The organism is Hominimerdicola alba (assembly GCF_900112155.1).
Classification (GTDB): domain Bacteria; phylum Bacillota; class Clostridia; order Oscillospirales; family Ruminococcaceae; genus Hominimerdicola; species Hominimerdicola alba_D.
This window is the reverse complement of the sequence record NZ_FOKQ01000015.1, coordinates 30,511-52,121: the sequence shown is the minus strand read 5'-3', so window position 1 is coordinate 52,121 and position 21,611 is coordinate 30,511. Positions and strand designations below refer to the sequence as shown.

The window sequence follows — 21,611 nt, the reverse complement described above, 5'->3', positions numbered from 1 at the left end:
AGTTTGCTGTGCTATTTACTGCTTTATTGTCGCGTCGCTTTGGTGCCTTGACCGAGAGGCTCTGCCTCTCGAGCTCTCCGCAAGCTTTTCGCGAAAAGCTTGACCAAAAGCTCTCTTCCTTGGCAGTTTACCACTGGTTTACGATTATGATCACGAATTAAAATAAAGTGCCACGCCGCCGAGGATCACCAGCACACCCAGTACTCCGAGGATAAGCCCTGTCATTTTGCTTTTGCCCTCATCGGATGTGTCTTCACTTTCGTCGGTATCCTCTTTTTCCTCTGCGATATAATATGCTGAGGGCTTTGCAGGATCGTACTTGATCTTTATCTCTTCACCCTCGGAATATCCGTCATCAGGAATATCCTGAGAATACTCTTCACCGTCCGCGGTGTAGACTATCTTCCACTCCACGAACTCTCTGTCCTCGCCGCCGTTGGGGTCGGGCATTTTGGTAACTTTCTTTTCAACTGCCTTGGCTGTGCCCTCAACATAGTTATCTTCCTTGATGACAGTCTCACTGCCAAGGGTAGGAATGAAGCTGTACCCTTTGGCGACTTTGAATGCTATGTACAGCAAAAGTAGTCCCGTAACGACAAGCACTATCCCCACGATATGACCCGCGCCGCTGAACAGACCGTCAAAAGTTTTGTCGGTGTCGTCTGCAAGGGCAAGAAGTTTATACATTTCCATCTTATTCACTCCTCAGCATGGGGTTTTCGTACCCGTGCTTTTCATAATTGTTGTTCAGCATAGTTATCAGTTTTGTGCTTTTTATGCCGAGATATAGTTTCAGCGGTCTGCCGTTGTTGTAGTAGATATTCAGGGTCTCCTTGATGACCTTGCCCTGGAAATAATCATAGCTGTAATCAGCAGCAGGGCGGAGACAGTCCTTTTTTATCTCGGGGACGATAATGCCATCGGGGGTGATTATCGTGAAAGCACAGGGCAGGAAAAGCAGTGTGACGATCAGCGAAAGCACGTATACCGGCAGAGACATATTATCCACTGAATAACAGCAGGTAACGCCTGCGGCAAAAAGTATCATGCAGAGGACATCGCCTATCTCCGTAAGGGTGACTTTATCCTTTGCGGCTTTCCAAGCTTTTATTACCCTGATATCGGTGACGATCAACGCCGCCGCAACTAATGCAAGGCATACCAGCATTACAATATCAAGATCGTTCATGATATCACTCCCTTACGTAGGCAAGTTCAAGGTCGCCGTCAACAAAGCCGAAACCTACTGCGCGGAAGTTTTTGAGCATATCTGCGAATTTTCCTTTTTCAAGATAAGCGGTTATCAGCTCGCGGACATCTTCGTGAGCTTCCTCCCAGCTGTATTCCTTTTCCCAGTAGTAAAGGTCTTCTTCGGTAGAATATACTTCAAAGCAAGCCCATTCATCGTCCTGAGCGTCAAATCTGTCGGAGGCTATAAGCTGAACAGTCCAGCCGTTGTTTTCCTCCTCGTAGATATTGAAATTAACTGCCACTGCGGTATCGGGCAGACCGTTCTCCAGCTTTTCATCGAGCCATGCTGAAAATTCTTCGTACATGATGATTCTCCTTTCATATGCTGTGATAATGCGGGGCATCAATACTATGCGCCCAAACACAGGATTATTCACAGATATTATACCACATCAGCAGAGTAAGGTCAACCGTTTTTTGCGGAAAGATAGCAAACCAGCGACCAGAACGGAGAGAGGGGCGACCCACCCGCAGTTCGTCCGCCAAAAAAGAAAATGTTCCACGTGGAACATTCGTTCTGAATGACGACACAAAAGCAAAATGTACATATCCTCACCTATGAAACTGTGACATCTGCAAGAAAAAAGGAGCCGTCCGAAAACAGCTCCTTAATATTATCACTTGTTCTGTGACTTGAGTATTACACCGATGACCTTGGGACCAGCGTTTACCGCAATCTCGGAACCTATCTGGTAACAGTCAGCAGGGGGATAACCCAGCTTTTTGGTCATAGCCTGAACCATCTCGTCGCGGACTTCGGTGTCGTTGCCGTATACGATGCAGTAAGGGGTCTTGGGTATCTGCTCGCCTGCGGTGAGTTCGATTATCTTGGGGATAAGCGCCTTGTCGCCGCGCACCTTGGCTTCTGTGATTATCTGGTTGTGCTGAATGCGGGATACGGGGCGGAGTCCCATTATCTCGCCAACAAATGCAGCTGCCGCGGGGATACGTCCCGACTTTTTAGCGTACTGGAGCGAGTACATTCCGAAGAATATAACGCAGTTGTCTACCCAGTCGCGGATAAAAGTTTCTATCTCGGAAACGGATGCGCCTTTCTGGGCTTTCTTTGCGGCTTCAACTACTGCATAACCGTATCCGCCTGTGTAGCCCTTGCCGTCGATGTTGATCACGCGGAATTTGTCCTTGGCTTCGGGAACTTCCTCATAGAACTGCTCGACCGCCATGACGGAATTGTTGTAGGTGGCAGAACCCTTTGAGTTGATGCTGACATAAATAACATCGGTATAACCGGCGTTGTACAGCTCCTTGTAATTCTCCACGAATTCAAAGGAAGTTATCTGTGATGTCAGGGGGATACCGTCGTACTCTTCCATCATTTTGTAGAACTTCTCGTTGTCGAAATCCACGCGGCTGGTGTAGCTCTTGTCACCCATGCTCATCTTGAAAGGGACTACGTGAATTTCATACTTCTTCTCGTTCTCGATAGAGATGTCGCTGGCTGAATCTGTCATTATTTTTATTTTAGACATTTGATATTCCTCCTTGGATTATATCCATTTTACTTTTTATATGTTATTATTTATATATTTATATAAATGTGCTCCTCGATGTAGCGTTTGAGGCGTTTGAACTTGCTGTTAGCTATGTCCTCATCGGACACACCTGACGGTTTACTAGCGTTATGATATGGTATCAGTACGCACGCGAATGAATGGTCGCCATCATCACAGTGGAAAGTTATTATTTCGATGACACCTGTATATGTGACAGTTTTGTACCTTGTCTCTTTTCTCTTGGCCGATCTTGTTTCGGTGCGTAGGTCGATGCTTTTTATTGAAGAATATGCTATCTTTTTTCTGAAGACTCTGTAAAATGTAACAGAGTTTTCGTCAGCGATAAAGCGCGCATAAACTGCGATACGTCCGAAAAATAATGCCAGTGCAGAACCCGATATAAATGCTAATATCCAGAATGTTCGTCTTTCAAGTTCGGAACCGCTCCCGAATAAATATATCATCAGTCCAAGCCCAACCAAAAATAGTAAACCATCCATTACAGAGTTTTTGACAGTGTCATATTCGTATTTTTCTTTCATTTTTTCATTTATCAGGTTGTCTTTATCATGTCCTCAATGTAAGTTTTCAGCTGAGAGAATTTGCTTTCATTGAAATCACGCTTTAGATCGCAGGGGTGACGTATCAGGTTTTTATAATTGATATCAAGCCTGCGGCGGTAAATATAGCGTTTACCATATTTTGTTTCTATGGTGAGTATTTCATTGTAGTGATCCTGATCACCGCGTATCATCGCCGTTTGAAACTCTTGTTCAACTGATATTTCTGATATATCGCGGTATCTTATTCTGGTCTTCTTAAAGAATACCTTTATAAGTACGGATCGTTTTCGGGCGTGCATACTCACAGGTACAACTGACAGTATAATAAAGCAGTACTATGTATACTGCTATGGATATAAGGATGATGCCTGCGTCTTCTTCCCGCAATCTCACGCCTGAATATGCCAGCAAGATCATGAGAACTATGCCGCCATAAAACAAAACGTAAAATAACGGACTCCTGTATTTATATTTTATCTTCATTTGTTGTTTCCTCTTTATATGTTATTTTTCTCTTTTTATATATTTATATAAATGCGCTCCTCGATGTAGTTTTTGAGGCGTGAGAACTTGCTGTTTGCCATGTCCTCGGCTGACACACCTGACGGTTCGGATGTGTCGTGCGGCGGGACAAGTATGCTCGCGAATGAATGGTCGCCGTCGTCACAGTGGAAAGTTATTATTTCGGTGACACCTGTATATGTGACAATTTGGTACTTCGTCTTTTTTTTCTTGAACGATCTTGTTTCGGTGCGCAGATCGATGCTTTTTATTGAGGAATAGGGTATCCGCTTCCTGAATATCCTGCTGAATGTGACAGCGTTGTCGTCAGCGGAAAAGCGCACACTGACTAAGATTCGTCCGATAAAGAATGCCAGCACGGAACCTGATATAAAAACTAATATCCAGAATATCCGTCTATCGAGATGGTCACCTTTCATGAATAAATATATCATCAGTCCAACTGCGGCAAAAAATATTAAACCTTCCGTGGCAGAGGTATCGTTGACAGTGTCATAGTCGTATTTTTCTTTCATTTTTTCATTTCCTTTGTCAGATTTTTCTTAGCCTGTCCGCATTTATATATTTATATAAATGCGCTCCTCGATGTAGTTTTTGAGGCGTGAGAACTTGCTGTTCTCGAATTGTACTGTCAGTTCAGCGGGGTTCGCGGCTACCTTATCGTAGTCGATATCCATTTTAGCTGAGAAGACATGAGTTTCCGATGCTGTTGTTATGGTCAGGGTCTCGACGTAGCATCTCTGGATGCCCGATCTTGTTTTGAACTCGTTATTGCGACGTTCAATTTTCATATCTTTTATTTCACCGTATCTTATAACAGTGTTTTTGCCGAGACAAGAAAATGTAACCTGAGTATCATTTGCATCAAAGCTTATTTCCTGCATCATCACGTTGAGAAATGACATTACTATTATTGGTGCGAAAATTCCGATAAGAATAATAGGAACAAATATTGTTTTGTCATTATCTATCGTCGTGTACAGCGGTAACAGTATAAATAAAGGAAGTATACCACTCCAAGCGATAGCCTCATCTGAAAAAAAGTCGGATGCGCGTGTATAATTATTTTTCATATGTTGTCACTCTTTCTATCTTTCTATTTAGTTGATCTGCATGATCGGAATGTGTTCCTCGATGTGTGTTTTCAGCTTTGCGAACCTGCTGTTTTCAAACTGACGTTTAAGGTCATCGGGGTCCATGGCTACTACGTCGTAGTCGAGTTCCATTTTTGCCGAAAAGACGTAAGTATTCTCTTTTGCATTTATGGTCAGGGTCTCGATGTAGTATCTTGTCATGCCTGTGCGTGTGTTGTATGTTTTGTTGTGTCGCTCAAGCTTCATGTTTCTGATCTCGCCGTATCGTATAACTTTTTTTCTGCCGAGACAAGAAAATGTAACCTGAGTATCATCTGCTTCAAAGCTTCCTTTCTCCAGACCGGCGCCGATGATCAATACTGCGGTCAGCAGTATTACAAATACCAGCACAGCCACCATTTCACCTGCTGGTGTGCCTATCAGTACGCCAATAAGCATCGGTAACCATATCATTACAAATACACCGCCGCAGCCGAGAGCCATCCCTTCGGAAGCGTCATGTTCGCGAATATATTTTTCTTTCATGTGTTGTCACTCTTTCTATCTTTTTGTTTAGTTGATCTGCATGATCGGGATGCGTTCCTCGATGTAGGTTTGCAGTTTTGCGAACTCGCTGTTTTCAAATTGTTCCGGCAGATATGTGGGGTTCATGGCTATCTTGTCCTGATCCAGATCGAGTTTTCGGTAATAGACATATTCATTTTTATAGATATCGGTTATTTTAAGTATCTCACCATACCAGTTTTGTTCGCCGCGCTGTTTTGCCTTTCTGAATTCGTGCTCTAAACGTATACTTTCAATATCGGAATATCTTATAACGGTTTTCTTAAAAAGCACCTTGATATTCAGTGCGTTTTCGTCTGCAAAAATCTCTACAGGCAAATTTTTTAACAGTATATAGCAGGCGAGCACTATGACAGGATACATTATAATAACAACCGGTTTAAGCACGGATGATACGTCATTATTCAGCGAGATTGTTAAACCTGCACCAAGAACAAGTGGTATAAACGCTAATAATAGGGTGATGATCGGAAGCAAATTGCTTCTGAAATTATAGTTGATTTTCATTTTGTTATTCCTTCTTTTTATATGTTATCTCTCTGTTTTTATATTTTTTCAGCTCGCATGATCGGGATGCGTTCCTCGATGTAGCGTTGCAGTTTTGCAAACTTACTGTTCTCAAACTTCTTTTTTAGTTCATCGGGATCATCGGCTACCTTGTCGTAGTCGATGTTGATTTTTCGGTAATAGACATATTCCTTTTTATGTATATCGGTTATTGTCAGTATCTCATTATAGCAGTCACGTTCACCACGCATTTCTGCCTTTCTGAATTCGCGCTCTATATTTATACTTTCAATATCGGAATATCTTATAACGGTTTCCCGAAAAAGAACTGTGACTTTCAGTGTCTTTTTCCTTGCAGATATCTCTACAGGTAAATTGCGGAACAGCCAGGAAAAGTAAACCCATATTACAAAGAAAACACACATAAATATGCACAATGATAATAATACTATTTCATTTTTTACTACGGAAGCAACTGCCATAGTACATATAATTATTGACGTTCCCCATATAATAACAGCCCGTAGATAATCGCTTCTGTATGTATATTTGATTTTCATTTTGTTATCCTCCTTCATGGTATTTTATATCTGTCACCATGTATGTTTTGTCAGCTTTTCTTTTTTATGTCTTCTATGTATATTTTCAGCCGTGAAAAAAGGCTGTATGTTGTGTCATCGGGGGACACGATCTCGGAATTGTTTGAACACGTAATAGTTTTTTGCGATGGTTCTGATTTGCAGGCAAATGAATGATCGCCGTTTTCACAGTGGAAAGTCAGTATCTCAATATAATATGTCTTTATGTCAAACGCACGGACTTCGTCGGCATTGTATGGCTTTTTTTCTCTGCGCAGATCTATGCTTTTTATGGAAGAATACGCTATCTTCTTCCTGAAGAATCTGTAAAATGTGACAGAGTTGTCATCGGTGGTGAAGTGCATAGGGACTAAGGTACGTGCGCCCCAGAAGATCAGCGCGGAGCCCGCTATAGAAATCAATAACCAGAAACCCTGATCTTCAAGATCACCATAGTTTAACAGTGCAAATATAAGTATTATTATCCCGCTGATCATTAATATATCGTTCAGGGTACTTACTTTTTTGGTGGAGTCATATTCGTATTTTCCTTTCATTTTCTTTTGTTCTTTTTTGGGGTCAGTATCGGGTATACTTCGGCTGTCTTTCATTATCTTGTCTTCGATGTAGACTTTCAGCCGTGAAAAAGGGCTGTATGTCATGTCATCGGGGGAGACGATCGTTGAATTATTTACCCATGCGAGACTTTTTTGCGATGACTCTAATTCGCTTGCGAATGAATGGTCGCCTTTTTCACAGTGGAAAGTTATTATCTCGGTAGTGGTCGTATGTCGGACTGTTCTGTTTCCCGATTTGGTTTTGTATGTTCTTTTTTCGGTGCGCAGGTCGATGCTTTTTATTGAAGAATAGGGTATCTTCTTTCTGAATATCCTGCTGAATGTGACAGCATAGTCATCAGCGGCAACGCGCATAGGGAATATGAAACGTCCGATCCAGCAGCCAAGCACTGAGACACATATAAAAGTTAGTATCCAGAATGTTAGTCTTTCAAGATCGGAATGGTTCGCGCATAAATATATCATCAGTCCCAGCCCGGCGAACAATATCAAAGCTTCCGGGGTGGTTGTATCTTTTACGGTGCTGTATTGGTATTTTCCTTTCATTTTTTTGTCCTTTTTGAGGTCAGTTATATTTCAGCCTGCATGATCGGGATGCGTTCCTCGATGTAGCGTTTCAGCTGTGAAAACGTGCTGTTCTCAAACTGTACTGTCAGATCGGCAGGGTTCATTGCTATCTCGTCCTGATCCAGATCGATTTTTTTGTAATAGACATATTTCTTTTTATTGATATCGGTTATTGTCAGTATCTCATTATAATGGTTTTGTTCGCCGCGGAGTTCCGGCTTTCTGAATTCGCGAACTAAACTTATACTTTCAATATCGGAATATCTTATAGCGGTTTTCCGAAAAAGCACCTTGACGTTCAGTGCGTTTTCATCTGCAACCATCGTTACAGGCATATAGCTTAATAGTATAATGAAAAAAGCAAATATAACCAAGGGTAAAAAATACATTATATATATTACTGCTTCTGATACCGGATTTTTTATGTTTAAACAATTTATATGAAAAAATATCATACCTATTGTTCCCAAAAACATAGCGGACTTAAGAAAATTGCTTCTGTATGTATATTTGATTTTCATTTTGTTATCCTCCTTCATGGTGTTTATATCTTATCTGTCACCATGTATATTTTGTAAGTTTGCCCTCTCTGCCGAGGTCCGGGTAATCCCATTGGCGGAGCACCTCATAGGTCGCTATTGCCACGGAATTTGACAGGTTCAGGCTTCGGAGGGTATTCCTCATTGGTATGCGCACACATTCATCGGGGTGGGCGTAAAGCAGTTCTTCGGGAAGCCCTGCGTCTTCTCTGCCGAATATTATGTATACGGGCTTGTCCTCGGGGTAGCGGGCTTCGGAATGTACCTGCCTGCCCTTGGTGGTGAAAAAGAAGTATGCGCCATCGTTCTTTTCAAAGAATTCGTCTATATTATTATAATAGTATATATCCAGTTTGTCCCAGTAATCAAGACCTGCACGTTTCAGCTTTTTGTCATCTATCTCGAAGCCGAAAGGTCTGACCATGTGGAGTGCTGCGCCTGTTACGGCACAGGTTCGGGATATATTTCCTGTGTTCTGGGGGATACGGGGCTCAACGAGGACGATGTTCAGTCGGTGCGTATTTTTATTTTCTTTCTCACACTGACTCTCAGTCTTCGGGCTGTTTAAATACTCTGTATTGCTCATAGTACCGAATACCCATCAAGCTGCTGGTAGCTTGTCAGCCAGGGGAGCTGACTTTCCAGCATAAGACCCTCTGTCCAGGGCTGCTGATAGCTGTATGTAACCTTGACATTCAGCTCGGCGAATGCGGTGGCTCTGTTCATGGCGATGGGGAGACTGTCGCCTTTCAGCAGCGAACCTATCAGCACGCTGGCGAAGATATCGCCTGTCCCCGAATAGTGCGCACCGCGGACATAGTCGTTGCGTATCTTCCAGAAACTGTTGGTATCCCTGTCATAGCCGATGGTGTGCATACCGCCGCCTGCAAGGTTCACGCTGGTGATGACAACTATCCTCGCGCCCTGCTCGGAGAGCCTTACCAGCCATGAGCGTGCATCGCTGCTGCCAAGGGGCATGGATGGGTACTCCTCACCCAAAAGTATAGCAGCTTCGGTTATGTTGGGAGTGATTATATCAGCTACGGCAACAAGTTCGCTCATGCGCTTGCAGAGTTCCCCTGTATATGTAGCATAGCTTTTGCCGTCGTCGCCCATAACAGGATCCACAACTTTAAGTGCATCGGGGTATGCGGCGAAGAATTCAAGACAGTGGTCTATCTGTTCTGCCGATGCAAGAAAACCGCTGTAAATGCAGTCGAAATGTGTATCCATGCGCTTGTAGTGCTCCAGTGCGGGGTGAATGAAATCCGTGAGATCGCGGATAACGAATTCACTGTAACCCGTATGTGCAGAAAGTACCGCCGTCGGGACAGGGCAGACCTGCACACCCATCGCGGAAAGGGTGGGTATTATAACTGTCAGCGAACATCTTCCCAGACCTGACAGATCCTGTATTGCGGCAACTCTTTTGCAGCCATTCATTTTACTGATCCCTCTTTATATAAATATTATTTCAAATCATTATAGCACATCTTTTGCCAAAAGTAAAGACCTTTTGCACCCGTCCGAATGGGTTATATCTTTGCCCGCCTGAAAGCTTGAAAGATAGCTATAGTTTGCTTAGAGGGGTACAGTCTGCGGGGGATTTTTGTTGACTCTTAACGGCTTTTGCTGTATAATGTGAGTATGGCGGTATTGCCACATATCAATATACTAAGGAGGTAGAATTATGCAAAAGCTCAAAAAACGATTCTTATCGGCAACAACAGCGCTCATTATGGGTGTGACGGCTTTTTCAGGTATGGGAGTTATCACAGCCAACGCGCAGGATTATACAGTGCATTATTCACTGTATATCGGAGATGTGCAGGTGACCAATAAAAACTACAATGACATTCTTAACAACGGAGTGTTCAAGTATTCGCCAAGCGATAATAAGCTGACCATCAGCGGTGATTTTACCGGAAAATATATCGATGCACTCAGAAATAAACAAGCTATATCCAGTGATATCAACAATCTGACAATAGAGGTCAAAACGGATTCTAACATAAATGGTAATATCAGACTGAACGAAGATACTACCATTACCGGCAGCGGTCATCTTCATGTTGAATATGATAATCTTTACGATGTAGCACTGCGGTGCAATAAAACTTTGAAATTCGTAGATGCTGATGTATCTGTGAATTCAAAGTATGTTGGTGTCGGCTGGGGATCGGCAAGCTTAGATGATAGTGAAAACACCATCGTGATAAATCATTCCAGATTAGATGTAAAATCGTCTAATGAACCTGCAGTGAGCTATAAAAATATAGTTCTCAAAGACAGCTGCATTGAGAACCCTGTGGGCGGATATACTGCCGCACACTATATCTGTACAAGCAGCAGTAACGCTGCGCAGGAGGTACTTATCTCGCCCGTTGATAAATACGGTATTGAAATTGATGATGTTCCTGTGACCAATGTGAACAGCTCGGACGTTATGGGTGACGGCAAGGTAACCTATGACGCTGATACCAAGACACTTACCCTTAAAGGCGGTACTTATAGCTACATCAATAACACAGATGTTGAGGGGCTGACTATCAATGTTGCCGATGATACTACAGTTAGGAACAGCAGTAGTTCAAATAATTATGGCAAGACATTTGAGATCGACGAGGATACTACGATCACAGGCAAGGGTAAACTGACTATAGATGCAGTATCAGTAGGTATAAAAGACCGGTATGATTCCACGCTCACCATCAAGAATGCTAATATTGATATCGTAGCGCCTTGTGCATTGGAAGGTCCGGAAGTTGACAAGGGCTTTGAGAAGCTCATTATTATAAATTCCGCTTTGAATATCAATAGTTCAGATCGTGCGATTTCGGAATTTAACTACGGCATTGTTCTGAAAAACTGCAAGATAGTTACTCCCGAAATTGCAATCATAAGTGACAGAGGAAATGTTTACGAGAGTGACGGAAAGACTTTTGCAAAAGTAGTTAAGATCAAGCCGATCGGCGTTAAGGGCGATGTAACAGGTGACGGAAAGATCGCAGTTACCGATATTACCAAAGTTGCTGCTCACATAAAGGGCAAAAAGCTGCTTACCGAAGAACAGCAGGCTCTCGCCGATATTGACGGCAACGGAAAGATCAATGTTACCGACCTCACCAGAATAGCGGCGCACGTAAAAGGCAAAAAACTTATAGTATAAATATTCAGATTGCACAAGCCGAGCTTATCTTGCCATAGCTCGGCTTTTTTTCGCAATTATCTACTTGATTTTGGCAATTAAATGGGGTATAATGTTAAATGTTATTACAATTGAATATCTGTAAGGCATAAAAATTATAACTGAGAAAAGGAAAGAGAGTGGTTTTATGAAAATGAAAAAAGCAGCAACAGGACTCTGTGCGCTGATGATGGTGTTCAGCGGTACGGTTTGTACCACAGCTCCGATAGCTTTTGATACGGCTATCACTGCAAGCGCGGCACAGACCTATGGTGATTACGAATACATAGTATTCGGCGACAACACCATTGAGATAACCATGTATAATGGTGGAGCTTCAAGTGTTTCGGTGCCTTCCAACATAGGCGGCAAGACTGTAGTCAGCATAGGCGAGGAAGCCTTTGACGGCAATCATTCTATAATGAGTGTTACTCTGCCATCCACGATAAAGAGCATAGGTACCTGTGCATTTTTCAATTGCGGCAATCTGAAGAGCATAAACCTGCCCAACGGTCTGAAAGAGATACAAGATGAGGCTTTCGAGAATTGTGTGTCACTGACTGCTATAGCTATGCCTAACAGCGTTACTTCACTGGGAAGCAATGCTTTCGGCGGATGTACATCCCTCAGCAACCTCACGATAAGCAGCGGTCTTAAAGTGATACCCGACTATGCTTTTGACGAGTGCGGTTCCCTAAGGTCTGTTACGGTGCCTTACGGCGTTACAAAGCTTGGCGTTCATGCATTTGCAAGGTGCAAATCTCTGGAGAGCATATCTCTGCCGAGTACCCTTACTTTCATTGGCGCTAATGCTTTTTACTACTGCGGCAGACTGAAGAGCATTTCTCTGCCTGACGGTATTACCTCGATAGAATCCAATACCTTCATTGATTGTGTTGGTCTTGCAAGTGTAAAGTTCCCTTCAAAGCTGAAAGAGATAGGTCTCGATGCTTTCCGCGGCTGTGAGTGTCTTACAAACGTAAAGTTGCCCGATGGTCTGCAGACTATCTGGTATGATGCATTCTACGGCTGTGTGGCTATGGGTACTGTTAATATCCCGAAAAGCGTTACAAAGATCAGTTACGGCGCTCTGGGCTTTTACGGTAACGGCAAGATAAAGGGCTTCAAGATGAGAGTATACAGCGGTTCTGCTGCTGAGGCATATGCCAAGGAAAATGGTCTGGCTTATGAGGTCATAGCTTCCACCGGTACTGCCAGGGGAGATGTTAACGGAGACGGTAAGGTCAACGTTACCGATCTTACACGTCTAGCTGCCCATGTTAAGGGCAAAAGAAAACTCAGCAACACCTCAAAGGCAGATGTCAACGGGGATGGAAAAGTAAATGTTACTGATATCACCATTCTGGCTGCGGCTATCAAGGGCAAGAAAAAGCTTTGATAACGCATAAAACTGTGTAATAAGCACGAACCGGGCTGTCGGATAGGCAGCCCGGTTTTTTGTGTATTTGAATTTATGAAATTTTAACTAAATTAACATAATTATTTTGTGCATAACAGAGTTTGAAAACTTGTTGTGATTTTACACAAAGATTTTTGGAAATATATTGTGAATTGCAAATATGAAAACGTTACAACAATGCAAAAATTGCGAAAGAATACTGCAAATTGCATAAAAATTGCGACTTGCTATTGTGCAGTAGGGCGAAAGCGCAGTTATAGCTTAAATTTAAGGTTGCGTAAACGTTTTCTGGCGCTTGACAAATTGTCGGTTAATTGTTATAATAAATGATAGCAAAGTATGCTATTTTGGCTAATTTTGATAAATCATGTGGCATAGTGCACTTCACTTAACTTATATTTTTGAACACATTGTACAGCAAATACTGTATGTTGTATGGACAAAAATTAATATATCACAAGATGTGAAAATTGCACAAATCAACAACAATAATTGATCTGTACAACAGCTGCTGAAGGGAGGAAGAGCCCCATGGACGTTATACTCAGAACAGAGGAGCTTTACCGTGACTTCAAGATCGGCGACGGCAGCATAGTTTCTGCATTGAAAAATGTCAACATCGAGATAGAAAAGGGCAAGCTCACCGTGCTGAGAGGACGCTCGGGAAGCGGTAAGACTACGCTTATAAATATTCTCGGGGCTCTTGACCGACCTACCAAAGGCAAGGTGCTGTTCGACGGAAAGGATATCACAAGGCTTTCGGAGGGCGCAAGAGACGACCTCAGGCGGCATGATATGGCTTTCGTTTTTCAGTCGGTGGCACTGATGTCGGGGATGACCGCATTTGAAAATGTCAGCTTCGGGCTGAGGCTGGCAAAATACCCTTATGACAAGCGGGACGCCCGCACAAAAGAATGTCTTGCTGCGGTTGGGCTGGATAAGAGAATGGGTCACAGACCGGGCGAGATGTCGGGCGGCGAACAGCAGAGAGTCGCCATAGCAAGGGCGATAGCCCACGAACCTCGGCTGATATTCGCCGATGAGCCAACTGCGGAGCTGGATACAAATACCGCTCTGCATATCGTCAAGCTTTTCAAGGAGCTTGTGGCCAAGCAGAATATGACTATCATCATGACTACCCACGACCCCAGCATGATGGATGTGGCAGATAAGGTGTATACATTGGAGGACGGTGAGATAGTTGAGTGATGATACTATTATAAAGTCAGCCGATGATGAGTACATGATAAGATGTGAGAATCTTGTAAAAATCTATAAAACATCCGATGTGGAAGCAGTGGCTCTGCAGGGGCTTGACCTTGATGTGAAAAAGGGAGAGCTCATGGCTATCGTGGGCAATTCGGGCAGCGGAAAATCAACGCTGCTGAATATGCTTGGTGGACTTGACAGACCCTCGGCGGGGAGCCTGACGGTGGACGGCAAGAATCTGCTGAAATTCACGGATAAGGACTACATGGAGTACAAGCGGGACACCGTGGGCTTTGTGTGGCAGAACAATGCGAGAAACCTTGTGCCTTACCTTACTGCGGTGCAGAATGTGGAACTTCCCATGCTGCTTAAAGGCAGAAAGAACAGGCGGGAAAGAGCGCTGGAGCTTCTTAAAAAGGTAGGGCTCGAAAAGCGAAAGAACAGCAGGCTCGATCAGATGTCGGGCGGCGAACAGCAGAGGGTGGCTATTGCCATAGCTATGGCGAACGACCCGAAACTTCTGCTGGCTGACGAACCTACGGGTTCGGTTGATACAAAGACCTCGGCGATGATACTTGATATATTCAAGGAGCTGAACAGAAGCGAGGGGGTCACGGTGGTGATAGTCACCCACGACCTGAAGCTGGCTGACCATATCGACAGAGTTGTGGCGATAAGGGACGGCAGGACGAGCTCGGAGATAATCAGGAAAAGATCGTACAGGGAAGACCTTGACGAGATGGGCGAGGTCATCACAGAGGAAGAAGCTACACACGAGGAGCTGGCTGTGCTGGACAGATCGGGCAGATTACAGCTTCCTAAGGACTATATGCAGTCGCTGGGAATAAAGGGCGGCGGCAAGGTCAGGGTGGAGCTTGACGAAGAACGGGGCGGGATAATCCTTTTCCCCTCGGATGACAGTTAGTATATTCGGTCTGCTTTGCAGACTCAGGATAGATGGGATCTCTTTACAGTTTAAATGACTATGCGTCGGTGCAGTGAGGATCTCAGGTTTTTTTCACAGCATTATTTTTAGAAAGGGTGGATCTAATAGTGAAAAACACAATGTTTAGGCGTGTTGTTTGCTCTGCTTTGGCGCTATCGCTGAGTGTAAGCTGCTTTGTTCCGACGGCTTTTGCAGAAACAAATGACTCTCTAGGCACTGCCGATGAAAGCTCTGAGGCTTTGACAGGCACAGACAGTATCCGTCAGAACTCTTACAGCAAGTATCTGAAAAAATATGAGGGTACAGCAAGACCTATGATCGATGAGATAGTGATCAAGGGTTCGGATTATTTGCCTGATTCGGTTAGTGCTGATCTTACAATGGGCGCCGAAACGAGCTTTGAGGGCGTGGATGATGTATTCGTCTGGGCAAATCAGCAGGGTTCTGTTTCGTATGAGGTGGTCATCCCTCAGGATGGTATGTACAACCTGAAGATGTCCTACTACGCTCTGGCAGGCACAACAAATGATATCGAGTTCTCTCTGCTTATAGACGGTGAGAGCCCCTACGGTACAGCTCAGCGTATCACCCTTGACAAAGTGTGGGTAAATGACGGTGATATCGGTGAGGATGCCAAGGGCAACGATATGCGTCCCGGACAGATAGAATATCCCACATGGCAGATGGATAAGCCTCTGGCGGATGTTGACGGTCTGTACAACGAGCCTCTGCAGTTTCATATGACAGCAGGCAAGCACGTGCTTACCATCGAATCTGACAAGGCACAGTTCGTGATAGGCGATATAAAGGTATACAATTATAAAGAGCCTGAGAAGTACAGTGCTCCTTCATCTTCAGAGATAAGCAAGTCTTCCGGACAGAAGATAGTGCTGGAGGGCGAAACTGCCAGCTTCAAGTCTTCAAGAACACTGTATCCTACTTCTGATAAGACATCTTATATGACATCCAGTACCAAGGAATACAGCCCCACCAAGACAAGGTACAACACCATCGGCGGCGGCGGAAACTGGAACCAGTCAACACAGGCTGTTACCTGGGAATTCAATGTTCCTCAGGCAGGCTACTATAAGATAGGTATATTCAGCAGACAGGATCAGATGAGGGGTATGTACTCCAACAGAAGGCTGTACATAAACGGCGTTGTTCCCAATAAAGAATCGGAGCAGGTAAAGTTTTTCTACGATACCGACTGGAACGTTGTTTCACCTGAAGACAGTTCGGGTGACACCATGTACTACTTCTTTGAAGCCGGTGCCAACACCCTCACCCTGGAAGCTGTTCCGGGTGAGATAGGCGAGATAATGGGTGAGCTTGATGATGTCGTGTTCGATATCAACAGCTATTATCGTCAGATAAGACAGATCACAGGTCCTTCTCCAGATGAGTACAACAACTATATGATAGATGTTGCTATACCTTCTATCATCGATGATTTCAAGAATAATGCCGCACTCCTCAGAGAAGAGAAGGAAAAGATCGAGAAGCTTTCGGGTTCGGGCGGAACAGAAGCCGAAACGCTTGAAAAAATGGCAATAGTACTTGACAAATGTGTGAAGAAGCCTGATATAATCCCCGAGATGATGGGACAGATCAAGGATAACGTAACTGCAGTATCGACCTTTATCAATACTTACAGAATGCAGCCCCTTGAAGTTGATAAGTTAGAGCTTTGCTCGGATAATGTGGATTTCTCAGACTGCGAGCAGACTTTCTTCGGAACAGTAGGACATGGTTTCCAGTCCTTTATAGGCTCTTTCTTTGAGGATTACAACTCTCTTTCAAACGATGAAGATTCCTCTGCACAGGAGTGCTGGGTAACTCTCGGCCGTGATAATGCGGTTGTTATCAAGGAACTCATCGACAGTGACTACAATGCCAATTCTGATAACAAGATCAACCTCAAGCTGGTACAGGGCGGTATCACCGAGGCTACGTTCTCTGGCAAGGGTCCTGATATGGCACTCTTCCTGGGCGGTGACTACCCCATTCAGCTGGCGGTAAGAGATACGCTGGTGGATCTCACACAATTCAGTGACTATGAAGAGATAACCAAGCGGTTCGCGCCTGATATCATGACACTGTACACCTACGACGGCGGCGTTTACGGTCTGCCTTGTACACAGAACTTCCCGATGCTGTTCTACAGATCGGATATTCTGGAACAGTACGATATCGACCCCGAGACTGATCTGGCCACATGGGACAGCATAATCAACTGCCTGCCTACTCTCCAGAGAAACTACCTTGAAGTAGGTCTGAGACTTCCCGCTACTGCAACTGCGGGCGTTACGATGGTATCTGCCGTTACTGAGAACGGAAGCACCTTCGCTATGATGCTGCTGCAGCAGGGTCTTAACTACTACAACGAGGATCAGACCAAGACCACATTCAGTGAACAGCCTGCTATCGAAGCTTTTGATACATGGACTAAGTTCTATACAACTTACAGCTTCCAGCAGCAGTACGATGCGTTCACAAGATTCAGACAGGGCGATATGCCTGTACTGATAAACGACTATGCGTTCTACAATCAGCTGACAGCTGCCGCTCCCGAGATCAAGGGCTGCTGGAGCTTCAGAGCTGTTCCCGGTACCAAGGACGAAAACGGCAATATCAATCATACTGCTAACTCCGAGGGTACCTGCTGCGTTATCTTCAACAAGTCACCTGACAAAGATGCTGCTTGGGACTTCATCAAGTGGTTCACAAGCACCGAGATACAGACCAAGTACGGCAACAACATCGAATCCGTACTGGGACCTATGGGACGTTACTCCACCGCTAACCAGGAAGCTCTGAGAGGTCTTTCATGGACCACCAAGGAAGCAGATCTGCTTCTCGACCAGATGAACACTCAGGTAGAGATACCGATCATCCCCGCTTCCTACGGCGTAACAAGAAACGTTATGAACGCATTCAGAAAAGTTGTTAACGAAAACGAAAATGCAAGAGATACCCTGTTCTGGTACAACAAGGATATCAACGACGAGATCACACGTAAGCGTGCAGATCTCGGATTAGACTAAGGAAAGGAGAGTGCTGTGTTATGGCTAGAAATACTCGCGGCCCTATGAACAAACAGGGCAGATGGGCTTATACCTGGCACATGGTAAAAGCTAACAAGGGCTGTTACCTGATGCTCGTTCCTTTCATGATATTCTTTATCACGTTCACGGTGGTGCCTGTTATCATGTCGCTCCCTATGGGCTTCACAAACTTCAACATGATACAGATGCCGAAATGGGTAGGTCTTTCAAACTTCTATACACTGTTCGTAAATGACGACGTATTCCTTATCGCAGTCAGAAATACTCTGATATTCGCGATATTCACAGGTCCCTTCTCCTATGTTCTCAGCTTCCTTATCGCGTGGCTGATAAACGAGATGAACCCGTTCCTGAAAACATTCTTTACATTCGTATTCTATGCTCCTTCCATGACAACATCGGTATATGTTACCTGGCAGCTGATCCTTTCGGGCGACTCCTACGGTTACCTGAACGCTGTGCTTATGGATCTGGGCATACTGAAATCACCTGCACAGTGGATAACCGACACCAAGTACATACTGACGGTAGTTATCATCGTTCAGCTGTGGATGTCGATGGGTGCAGGCTTCCTGGCGATACGTGCAGGCTTCCAGAACATAGACAAGTCTATGTACGAGGCTGGCGCTATCGAGGGTATCAAGAACAGATGGCAGGAACTTTTCAAGATCACTATCCCCTCTATGGGACCTCAGCTCCTGTTCGCAGCTGTTATGCAGATATCCACTTCGTTCACTGTTGGTATGGTAGGTCAGAACCTGGTTGGTCTGCCTTCCACCGACTATGCAGCACATACCATAATGAACCACGCTACCGACTACGGCTGGGTACGTTATGAGATGGGCTATTCGTCAGCGATATGTTTCGTGCTCTTCGCTGCGATGCTTCTTGCCAACAAGGGTGTCAACTGGATACTCGGCAAGTATCTTGATTAAAAGGGGGGAATATTTCAAATGGCTGGAAGAAAGAAAAAGAAGCAGTCTATCGAGAAGCTCAAAGTCTCTGATAAGAAGAAGTCTATCAACGGCTCAAGAGCGGGCGATGTCTGCATATTCATATTTTTGGTGCTTCTGGGTGCATTCATGGTATTCCCGCTGTACTACTCGGTGATACAGTCGTTAAAGCCTGTTGAGGAACTCTTCGTGTTCCCGCCGAAGCTTTACGTTATCAATCCCACGGGAAGGAACTTCTCGGATATGTTCAGAGTTGCGGCTAACTCATGGCAGGTGCCGCTTTCCAGATATATCTTCAACAGCTTCTTCATCACCATCGTTATCTGCGGCGCGAACCTCTTTGTTTGCTGCTGCGCGGCATTCGTACTTTCAAAGTGCCGTTTCCCCGGTGATAAGTTCATCAACCAGGTCATCGTACTTGCGCTGCTGTTCGCTTCAAACGCAACATGGATCATGCAGTTCATGGTAATGGCTAAGCTGAGAATGATAGATACCTACTGGGCACTGATACTCCCCAGCATCTCCACATCTATCGGTCTGTACCTGATGAGACAGTCAATGTCCACGATACACGATGCTATGGTAGAGGCTGCAAAGGTTGACGGCGCAAGCCTGTTCAGGATATGCTGGCAGATCGTCGTTCCAAACTCAAAGCCCGCACTGATGACCCTGATAATCTTCGCATTCCAGGGCGCATGGAATATGCAGGGCGGCGCTCTGATATATTCGGAAGAACTCAAAACACTACCTACTGTTGTACAGCAGATCTCCGCGGCAGGTCTTGCCCGTCAGGGCGTTACCTTCGCTTCGAGCGTTGTACTTCTCATTCCTCCGCTGCTGGTATTCCTGGTTGCACAGGGCAACGTAATGGAGACCATGGCGAATTCCGGTATGAAGGATTAATAGGTATCCGACATGAGAACTAGAAAAGGAAAAAGGTGATAAGTAGTGTTGAGAATAAAAAATTCTTTTAAAAAGATTCTCTGCGCAGGACTGGCTGCCGTCGCTGCAATGTCGATGACGCTGAATGCTTACGCAGCAGAACCCTACAAGTCCTACATATACGATTTCTGGGGCGACCCGATACCTTCGCAGAATGCTTACCGTATCGATAAGACCGTTACCGGATTTGATATGGGACTTGGCAGGCTTTCGGATCCCGAAGATCCGCTGTTCATCAGCGAGAAGGCTTCCGCAAGGCTTTCAAATTCAAAGGATATGTACTTTGATCCCGAGCTGAAACAGTTCTGGGTGGCAGATACCGATAATAACCGTATCATCAGACTGGATGAAGATCTGAAACTGGTGGGCGCTTATACAGGTGCTTCAGACGGTAAGAATTTCGCCGCTCCCTCGGGAATTTATGTAAAGCGCAGCGTGCTTGACGGCAAGCTTTACATATACATTGCAGATTATGAAAATTCAAGAGTTGTAAAGGCTTCGGTAGAATCCGAAAAGGAACTCAAGCTTGTGATTGAATACACAAGACCCGAGACAGACCTCTACACCGTTGAGACTTTCAACCCCTCAAAGGTAGTAGCAGATAAGGCTGAGAACGTTTATGCGGTTTGTACCTCTGTTAACCAGGGTGCGGTGCAGTTCACAAAGTCGGGCAAGTTCCAGGGTTACTTCGGTGCCAACAGAGTTGAGGTAACAGCTGCTGTTATCGCTCAGAAGCTCTGGAGAAAGTTCGCTTCAAACGAGCAGATCTCGGGTATGCAGAGAAACGTACCTGTTGAGTATGCAAACTTCGATATCGACGACGGCGGTTTCATATACACCGTTACCGAGGCTGCAAATGCCACTACGGACGCTGTAAAGAAGCTGAATCCCGCAGGCTACAATATCTGGAACAACTCCACCGGTGATACCTACATCTTCGGTGATATGGCTTCGGAGTACGATGCTACTGCGAACCAGACTTATTCTACCAGACTTACGGATATCTGTATATCCGACAACGGTCTGATAAACGTGCTGGACTTCTCCACGGGACGTGTATTCCAGTACGACAGAAATGCTGAGCTGCTTTGTATTTTCGGTACAAAGAACTCTACCAACGATCAGCGCGGAAGCTTCTCTAACCCCAACGCGGTGGAAGCTTACAACAATAATATCTACGTGCTTGACGGCTCGAAGAACGATATAACCATCTACTCCGAGACCACATTCGGTTCGCTGATGCATGAAGCTATCGAGCTTTACGATCAGGGCAGATACTCCGAGGCAAAGCCTATCTGGGAGAACGTTCTCGCAAGAGACGGCGGCTACCCTATGGCGTATATGGGTCTCGGCAAGGCTGCACTGAACGAGGGTGAGTACCAGAAGGCTCTGGATTACTTTGAGACAGCTTATGCTCAGAGATCTTACGACAGAGCATTCAAGTACGCAAGAAACGAGTTCATTGAGAAGAACTTCAATATTATCGTTACCGTTATCGCGGTGCTGGTAGTATGGCTGATCGTACTTTCCAAGCTGCACAAGAGAAATATCTATATTATCAAGGGCAAGCTCGGTAAATTGATACCAAAGAAGAAGGAGGGAAGATAAG

24 protein-coding genes are annotated in these 21,611 nt (G+C 44.8%); 8 read left to right on the top strand and 16 right to left on the bottom strand.

Going from position 1 to position 21,611, the window contains the following annotated elements; all coding sequences use genetic code 11:
• Positions 1-150: 150 nt before the first annotated feature.
• The 16 genes from BM265_RS09710 to BM265_RS09635 all read right to left on the bottom strand — a co-directional run bounded on the left by BM265_RS09710 (position 151) and on the right by BM265_RS09635 (position 9,720).
• On the bottom strand, positions 151-693 hold the full coding sequence (locus BM265_RS09710) for a DUF3592 domain-containing protein (protein ID WP_074961382.1): 543 nt from the start codon (positions 691-693) through the stop codon (positions 151-153).
• Between the two features lies 1 nt (position 694).
• Positions 695-1,189, bottom strand: a complete 495-nt coding sequence (locus BM265_RS09705; RefSeq protein ID WP_074961381.1) for a hypothetical protein — start codon at positions 1,187-1,189, stop codon at positions 695-697.
• Between the two features lie 4 nt (positions 1,190-1,193).
• On the bottom strand, positions 1,194-1,556 hold the full coding sequence (locus BM265_RS09700) for a hypothetical protein (protein ID WP_074961379.1): 363 nt from the start codon (positions 1,554-1,556) through the stop codon (positions 1,194-1,196).
• Between the two features lie 312 nt (positions 1,557-1,868).
• Entirely contained in the window at positions 1,869-2,741 is an 873-nt protein-coding gene (locus BM265_RS09695; protein WP_074961377.1) for a DegV family protein, read from the bottom strand.
• Positions 2,742-2,791: 50 nt separating this feature from the next.
• Positions 2,792-3,307 (bottom strand): hypothetical protein, encoded by a 516-nt coding sequence (locus BM265_RS09690; protein ID WP_074961374.1) that lies wholly within the window; start codon positions 3,305-3,307, stop codon positions 2,792-2,794.
• An 11-nt stretch (positions 3,308-3,318) separates the two neighbouring features.
• Positions 3,319-3,519, bottom strand: a complete 201-nt coding sequence (locus BM265_RS09685; protein ID WP_074961372.1) for a hypothetical protein — start codon at positions 3,517-3,519, stop codon at positions 3,319-3,321.
• 64 nt (positions 3,520-3,583) lie between these two features.
• Positions 3,584-3,811 (bottom strand): hypothetical protein, encoded by a 228-nt coding sequence (locus tag BM265_RS20390; RefSeq protein ID WP_074961370.1) that lies wholly within the window; start codon positions 3,809-3,811, stop codon positions 3,584-3,586.
• 35 nt (positions 3,812-3,846) lie between these two features.
• Positions 3,847-4,365 carry a hypothetical protein gene (locus BM265_RS09675; protein ID WP_074961368.1) on the bottom strand — a complete coding sequence of 173 codons (519 nt, stop codon included), beginning with the start codon at positions 4,363-4,365 and terminating at the stop codon, positions 3,847-3,849.
• Positions 4,366-4,407: 42 nt separating this feature from the next.
• Complete coding sequence (locus BM265_RS09670; protein ID WP_074961365.1) at positions 4,408-4,923, bottom strand: hypothetical protein; 516 nt, start codon at positions 4,921-4,923, stop codon at positions 4,408-4,410.
• A gap of 27 nt (positions 4,924-4,950) precedes the next feature.
• Entirely contained in the window at positions 4,951-5,469 is a 519-nt protein-coding gene (locus tag BM265_RS09665) for a hypothetical protein (protein WP_074961363.1), read from the bottom strand.
• Between the two features lie 27 nt (positions 5,470-5,496).
• The gene (locus BM265_RS09660) at positions 5,497-6,015 is read right to left on the bottom strand and encodes a hypothetical protein (protein ID WP_074961361.1); all 519 of its coding nucleotides are present in this window, start codon (positions 6,013-6,015) and stop codon (positions 5,497-5,499) included.
• 38 nt (positions 6,016-6,053) lie between these two features.
• On the bottom strand, positions 6,054-6,440 hold the full coding sequence (locus BM265_RS09655; protein WP_207646975.1) for a hypothetical protein: 387 nt from the start codon (positions 6,438-6,440) through the stop codon (positions 6,054-6,056).
• A gap of 185 nt (positions 6,441-6,625) precedes the next feature.
• Positions 6,626-7,717, bottom strand: coding sequence for a hypothetical protein (locus BM265_RS09650; RefSeq protein ID WP_074961357.1), 1,092 nt, complete (start codon positions 7,715-7,717; stop codon positions 6,626-6,628).
• A 23-nt stretch (positions 7,718-7,740) separates the two neighbouring features.
• Positions 7,741-8,061, bottom strand: coding sequence for a hypothetical protein (locus BM265_RS19730; protein ID WP_207646974.1), 321 nt, complete (start codon positions 8,059-8,061; stop codon positions 7,741-7,743).
• A 235-nt stretch (positions 8,062-8,296) separates the two neighbouring features.
• On the bottom strand, positions 8,297-8,863 hold the full coding sequence (locus BM265_RS09640) for a tRNA (cytidine(34)-2'-O)-methyltransferase (protein ID WP_242940820.1): 567 nt from the start codon (positions 8,861-8,863) through the stop codon (positions 8,297-8,299).
• Positions 8,860-9,720, bottom strand: a complete 861-nt coding sequence (locus BM265_RS09635; RefSeq protein WP_074961353.1) for a pyridoxamine kinase — start codon at positions 9,718-9,720, stop codon at positions 8,860-8,862. Before BM265_RS09635 ends, BM265_RS09640 begins: the two co-directional genes overlap by 4 nt.
• A 247-nt stretch (positions 9,721-9,967) precedes the next feature.
• Between BM265_RS09635 and BM265_RS19725 the strand changes: the two genes are divergently transcribed.
• The 8 genes from BM265_RS19725 to BM265_RS09595 all read left to right on the top strand — a co-directional run bounded on the left by BM265_RS19725 (position 9,968) and on the right by BM265_RS09595 (position 21,610).
• On the top strand, positions 9,968-11,446 hold the full coding sequence (locus BM265_RS19725) for a dockerin type I repeat-containing protein (protein ID WP_143098703.1): 1,479 nt from the start codon (positions 9,968-9,970) through the stop codon (positions 11,444-11,446).
• Positions 11,447-11,612: 166 nt separating this feature from the next.
• Positions 11,613-12,863: a leucine-rich repeat protein gene (locus tag BM265_RS09625; RefSeq protein ID WP_074961352.1), complete on the top strand. Its 1,251-nt coding sequence runs from the start codon at positions 11,613-11,615 to the stop codon at positions 12,861-12,863.
• Positions 12,864-13,415: 552 nt separating this feature from the next.
• Positions 13,416-14,093, top strand: coding sequence for an ABC transporter ATP-binding protein (locus BM265_RS09620; protein ID WP_074961351.1), 678 nt, complete (start codon positions 13,416-13,418; stop codon positions 14,091-14,093).
• Between the two features lie 34 nt (positions 14,094-14,127).
• The gene (locus tag BM265_RS09615; protein WP_074961428.1) at positions 14,128-15,018 is read left to right on the top strand and encodes an ATP-binding cassette domain-containing protein; all 891 of its coding nucleotides are present in this window, start codon (positions 14,128-14,130) and stop codon (positions 15,016-15,018) included.
• 140 nt (positions 15,019-15,158) lie between these two features.
• A complete protein-coding gene (locus BM265_RS09610) occupies positions 15,159-18,086 on the top strand; it encodes an extracellular solute-binding protein (RefSeq protein WP_242940819.1) in 2,928 nt (975 codons plus the stop codon).
• A gap of 20 nt (positions 18,087-18,106) precedes the next feature.
• Positions 18,107-19,042, top strand: coding sequence for a carbohydrate ABC transporter permease (locus BM265_RS09605; protein WP_074961347.1), 936 nt, complete (start codon positions 18,107-18,109; stop codon positions 19,040-19,042).
• An 18-nt stretch (positions 19,043-19,060) separates the two neighbouring features.
• Entirely contained in the window at positions 19,061-19,963 is a 903-nt protein-coding gene (locus tag BM265_RS09600) for a carbohydrate ABC transporter permease (protein ID WP_074961345.1), read from the top strand.
• Between the two features lie 48 nt (positions 19,964-20,011).
• A complete protein-coding gene (locus BM265_RS09595) occupies positions 20,012-21,610 on the top strand; it encodes a tetratricopeptide repeat protein (RefSeq protein WP_074961343.1) in 1,599 nt (532 codons plus the stop codon).
• The last annotated feature ends 1 nt before the right edge of the window (position 21,611 follow it).